Here is a 4,442-nt window from a genome sequence, read left to right as displayed (position 1 = left end):
AGCAGGGCCGGAGCGAGTGCGGCAGCGGCCAAGGCAAGTCCTGCGCGGACGGTGTTCATGAATCCCCCTCGTTGGAACCGACCGGTGATCGATTCCCCTGTCTGCAAGATCATCCGATCGTATGCCAAACGCATGTTCCATGTGAGTCGGGCCGTGGCCGCTTCGCGGCCGGCTGGCTGACCGGTGGGATCCCGGCGCTCCGCGCCACATACGGGATACCCCTCCGGCCTGCCTCCCGCCAGCGCCCCTCGCCCAGCACCAGCCCACATCCGGGCCGAGCACGGTGACAGCGCCGAGACGCCGATCCCGATTGCGATCGAGACGAGCCGGGGCCTGCTGCGGCTGATGTCGAGCTCGGGGCGCCTATGTGCCTCCGGCAGTGCGGCCGGTGCCGGGTCGGCAAGTTCGGCCGTGAGACGGCCGCGCCCGGCCTCGGCCTCGGCTTCGTCCCCGAGCTCGGCCTCGGCCTCGGCCTCGGCCCCCGGGCTCGTGCTCGGTCCGGGTTCACCCGGGGGAGTGGATCCGGGCCTCGCGTATGCGTAGGCGGCTTATGCGGTGCGCGCCCAAACCACCCTGAGACCGGTGCTATTGACAACAAAGTGGATCTTTCGGCATCTTTCCGGCGCGATCCGATCGGCGGGCCGTCGAGGTGTGATCGGAGTGCGGTTCGTGGCGCATTCGGTGCGGGAGCAGTACGACGAAGGCCAGGCTGCGGCACGGGTGCGGGTGTCTGTGGCGGCGTGGCGGTGGGCGGTCGGCTCGGGCCTGGTCCCGCCTGCGGATGCCGGCCCGGGACTGTGGTCGCGGGCGGTGGTGGGGGCGGCGGCCCCGGAGGCGATCCGGGCCGCGCTGCGCGGCCCGATGGGGGCCGGGGTGGCGGCCGACCGACTGACGGAGGCCTTGGGTGAGCCGTTGCGGTGCCGGCGCAGGTACCGCCGCGGCGGTACCGAACGCCCCGAGCAAATCCGATGACACCGACAATCTCCGGCGACCAGACTGCACCGGTTGCCCCGAACGTGTCATCGCCGCAGTTGTGGGCGGTCGCTGCCGAGCCCGCTCCTGGCCGCCTCAACGAAGGCGAGGCGGCACGCGCCCTTGGTGGGTGCCTGGCCGTTTACCGTCACGTCGCGGACGATCTGGTGGAGTGCCTCAGTGTAGCGACGCGCGGCTTGAGCGACCTCAGGCAGGCAGACCAGTTCAACGGCCTTCTCGGCGAGCCACAACGCGTGGAGGATCTGGTCTTCGGGCTCATCCGCAGCAGGCAGACCCAAGCTCCTTCGGTCCAGCACCAGCTCGACCTTCTGTGCGGCGGCCAGGAACGTCAAGATGACTTCCTTGCGCTCTGCCCGCTCGGCCTCCACTCGGCGTTGCAGGTCGCGTCGCATCTCAACGCGTGTAGCCAGGTGCTGTCCCACGAGTGTGCCCATGGTTCCCAGTAGGACACCGACCAAGGCAAGTACGGTTCCCGCGCTGACTCCGTCCACGGCATCAAGGCTGACTCACTCCGGCGGTTACCGTCCAGGACTTTGTACTTACCAGGCACCTTGGAGCTGTATGCGACTCGGTCTGAGGCAGGCGCGGTGCAGATGAAGGCGCGGGACGTGCGCCCGTTCACGCCGCGTGAGGAACTTGATCTGGCGGACGCGACGTTCGACGATGCCCGAACCTAGCCGAGCGCTGACCGGCGGTTTCACGAAATCACGGCCAGAACCAGATTCAGCGAGCCTCATCAATGGCGGCCTACCGCTTCGAGCCGGCCAGGGTCTTGTGGGCGGTGCAGACGTCGCAGGCGCTGGCGATGGGGTCGTGCGTGATCATCCACCGGGCCTGCTCGGTCGTGAGGGTGCAGCCCTTGCCGCCCGTGCTCGCCTTGCAGCCGGGCTGGTGGATGCGGAGCGTGAGGCCGCTGCCCGGTCTGGGCCGGGGCTGTATCCGCTCCCCGATCAACAGGCCGACCTCGGCGGCGCAGGCGGGGGTGCGGGTGGTCGGCGGTGCAGTTTGGGGACGTCGGTGTACGAGGTCCCGGGTACGGGGCGCACGCGGTCGGCGGGGACGTCGATCTCGATCATGTCCGTGGTGATGTCCTGTCCGGTGCTGGCGGTACGGCTGGACCAGGCGCGTAGGGCGACGGTGTAGACCCACTGGCCGGCGTCGGTCTGCCACCGGCGTACGAGCCGGCCTGCTACCTCGCCGTCGGGCAGCAGGACGCGGACGGGCGGGAGCAGGGAAGGCTGCTGACGCCGGTCAGCCCCGGTCATGGGCGGGTGCGGGCGAGGGGCGCTCGTCCCGCTCGTGGGTGGAGGTAGGTTGATCACCAGCTTGCTGAAGGCCCTGGGGAGGAGCTGCTGTGAAAGAGATCGAGGTCCCGGGACCTGAGCCCGACTGGCAGCCGGCCACACAACCGCCCTACTACACCGGCAAAAACCCCGCCTACCAGTACAGCGTCTGGGAGCACTCCGTCCCGCTCTTCCAGATGATCGGAGGGCTGGAGCTGCCGGTTCAGCCCGTGGCCCAGCGGCTACGTCTACACGTGGAGCGGTCGTGTGTTTTCGGCGGGGTGAATGAGAGCCGCTTGGGCGGTGGTTTCGGGAGCCACGTTGGTCCGTCTGTGCGGGAGACGGAGAGTGGCATAGGTCCATGATCGGCGGCGGGACTGGGAGCCACCCTGATCGGGTGACATCTGGTTCGGAGTGTCTGCGGTATCAGTGCTGGGTGGGCCAGTAGCTTTGCGATCAGGGTCCTGCCGATCCGTGTCCCTGACAGGCGCGGTGCGGAAGGGCCCGACCTCTTTTTCGGAGGCGTCGGCCTCGGCGGCCGCCGATGATGTGTCGATGAGTCAGAACGAGGTCGACGCACTGCGGCAGGCCGGAAATGACACCAGCCATCCCGAGTTCGCCGAGCGCATGGTGCGGGCGCTGCGTGACGGACTCCGGGTCTTGGAAGGCCTCCCGCGAGACGATGTTTTCTGGGGCGGTTGGGCAAACGATCACGCCACGATCTACAAGCTCGGCGTTCTCGCCGCGGGACGGCTGCAACGCGATCCCGCAGACCGGACGGCGCGGTGGACGCTTGTGGCGCTCGCGCTCGCCCGCGGCTCCAATGACGGCGGGCTCTCTTTGCTCGGGCCGGATATTGCCGCCGATCCGACCGTCGTGGCAGACGCGTTGGTCATCGCGGACTGGGTCGGCAAGGAGATCGGACTCGATCTCACCGCCGAGTTGCGCGAGGCGTGCGCGTGGGCAGATCGCGACGCGCTGGAGTCGCTGGCACAGTCAGAGACGGGAGAGGCAGCACGGGCTGCGCTGCGTGTTCTGGCACCGCAGGATCCTCACAACCAGGGGCCCCGGCCGATAGTGGCCATGCGAAGTGGTCGATGCTGTCCTGGACATTCACCAACGAGCACCTTGGGCAGCCATGACCGACTACCTGCAGGCCGTATTCGACATGCTCGGCCCAGCGGAGAACCGTTACGCCGATCCTGATGCCTGGATCCGCCTGGAGCAGGAGATCGGCAGAAGACTTCCCGCGGACTACAAGGCGATCGTCGATGCCTACGCCCCCGTCCAGCTCAACGGGCACCTCGGCCTCTCATCCCACCCGGCCTGCGCGTGGCGGAACCTGGGCGAGGAGATCCGGTCCGATGCGGAAGGCTGGAACGAGTGGCGGGCGTGGGAGGCCGACGACCTGGAACCCAACGCGGATCCTCGCGTGATCTGCAACCGCCCGCAGATCACTTTCGGCACCCCCGACGGCTTCGTCCCCCTTGCCAGCACGGACCAGGGAGCGGCCATCTTCCTGGCCCCGGAGGTCCACGGGTTCTCCGACGGGATAGTGGTCCAGGGCTCGGAGGGAGACTGGGCCGGCCACCCCATGTCGCCGAGGAGATTGCCGGCGTCCTGAACGCTGGGGTCGTCACTCTTGACGAAGTCGACATAGCCGATCTCCAGGACTTCGACCTGATCGGCTTCGGCTCCGGTGTCCGGAGCAACAAGATGTACCCCCGGCTGCTGGACCTTGTGCAGCAGCTCCCCCAACAGCCGTGGGGCAAGGCGTTCGTCTACGCGACTAGCGGGTTGCCGGACGGCGGCTTCCAGAAGTACACCCGGCCGCTGGTGGGAGCGTTGGAAGGCAAGGGGTTCGAAGTCGTGGACACCTTCACCTGCCGGGGCTGGGACACGTGGGCGCCGTTCAAGCCGGTCGGTGGGATCCGGAAGGGGCGGCCGAACGCTGACGATCTCGCCGAGGCGCGGGCCTTCGCCGAGGGCCTGAGAACGGGGGCCTGAGCGGGCGCGGGCCCAGGGGGACGCTGCGGTTCCCTACGGGATCTCGGTCGCCTTCAGCGCCGCGATATCCGCGGCAGCAGGAGGTGCGGGCGGATCTCCGACGCCGTCGGGACCGGGAGAGTTTCACCGGCTCCGGCGGGGGGGCCGGGGGACCCCCCC

At 68.7% G+C, this 4,442-nt stretch carries 6 protein-coding genes; 3 read left to right on the top strand and 3 right to left on the bottom strand.

The features are described from left to right. Positions 1-1,019: 1,019 nt before the first annotated feature. The 3 genes from ACFVX6_RS40615 to ACFVX6_RS40605 form a co-directional block, all read right to left on the bottom strand. Entirely contained in the window at positions 1,020-1,385 is a 366-nt protein-coding gene (locus ACFVX6_RS40615; RefSeq protein ID WP_389699608.1) for a hypothetical protein, read from the bottom strand. Between the two features lie 355 nt (positions 1,386-1,740). Next, a complete protein-coding gene (locus tag ACFVX6_RS40610; RefSeq protein WP_389699607.1) occupies positions 1,741-1,947 on the bottom strand; it encodes a DUF6233 domain-containing protein in 207 nt (68 codons plus the stop codon). Then, positions 1,944-2,258 (bottom strand): hypothetical protein, encoded by a 315-nt coding sequence (locus tag ACFVX6_RS40605; protein WP_389699606.1) that lies wholly within the window; start codon positions 2,256-2,258, stop codon positions 1,944-1,946. The genes ACFVX6_RS40610 and ACFVX6_RS40605 overlap by 4 nt, the downstream gene beginning before the upstream one ends. Before the next feature lie 573 nt (positions 2,259-2,831). Between ACFVX6_RS40605 and ACFVX6_RS40600 the strand changes: the two genes are divergently transcribed. The 3 genes from ACFVX6_RS40600 (at position 2,832) to ACFVX6_RS40590 (ending at position 4,283) form a co-directional block, all read left to right on the top strand. Continuing rightward, positions 2,832-3,482 carry a hypothetical protein gene (locus ACFVX6_RS40600; RefSeq protein ID WP_389699605.1) on the top strand — a complete coding sequence of 217 codons (651 nt, stop codon included), beginning with the start codon at positions 2,832-2,834 and terminating at the stop codon, positions 3,480-3,482. Then, positions 3,415-3,900, top strand: a complete 486-nt coding sequence (locus ACFVX6_RS40595) for a hypothetical protein (protein WP_389699604.1) — start codon at positions 3,415-3,417, stop codon at positions 3,898-3,900. Before ACFVX6_RS40600 ends, ACFVX6_RS40595 begins: the two co-directional genes overlap by 68 nt. A 92-nt stretch (positions 3,901-3,992) precedes the next feature. Then, entirely contained in the window at positions 3,993-4,283 is a 291-nt protein-coding gene (locus tag ACFVX6_RS40590) for a hypothetical protein (protein WP_389699603.1), read from the top strand. The last annotated feature ends 159 nt before the right edge of the window (positions 4,284-4,442 follow it).

It is taken from the genome of Streptomyces sp. NPDC058289 (assembly GCF_042880975.1).
In the GTDB taxonomy this organism is placed as follows: Bacteria; Actinomycetota; Actinomycetes; order Streptomycetales; family Streptomycetaceae; genus Streptomyces; species Streptomyces stoeckheimensis.
This window is presented reverse-complemented; position numbering and strand designations above follow the sequence as displayed.

Coding starts and splice junctions, on each gene's coding strand:
- ACFVX6_RS40600 (WP_389699605.1), top strand. CDS start 2,832: ATGAGTCAGAACGAGGTCGACGCACTGCGGCAGGCCGGAAATGACACC.
- ACFVX6_RS40605 (WP_389699606.1), bottom strand. CDS start 2,258: ATGACCGGGGCTGACCGGCGTCAGCAGCCTTCCCTGCTCCCGCCCGTC.
- ACFVX6_RS40595 (WP_389699604.1), top strand. CDS start 3,415: ATGACCGACTACCTGCAGGCCGTATTCGACATGCTCGGCCCAGCGGAG.
- ACFVX6_RS40590 (WP_389699603.1), top strand. CDS start 3,993: ATGTACCCCCGGCTGCTGGACCTTGTGCAGCAGCTCCCCCAACAGCCG.
- ACFVX6_RS40615 (WP_389699608.1), bottom strand. CDS start 1,385: ATGCGACGCGACCTGCAACGCCGAGTGGAGGCCGAGCGGGCAGAGCGC.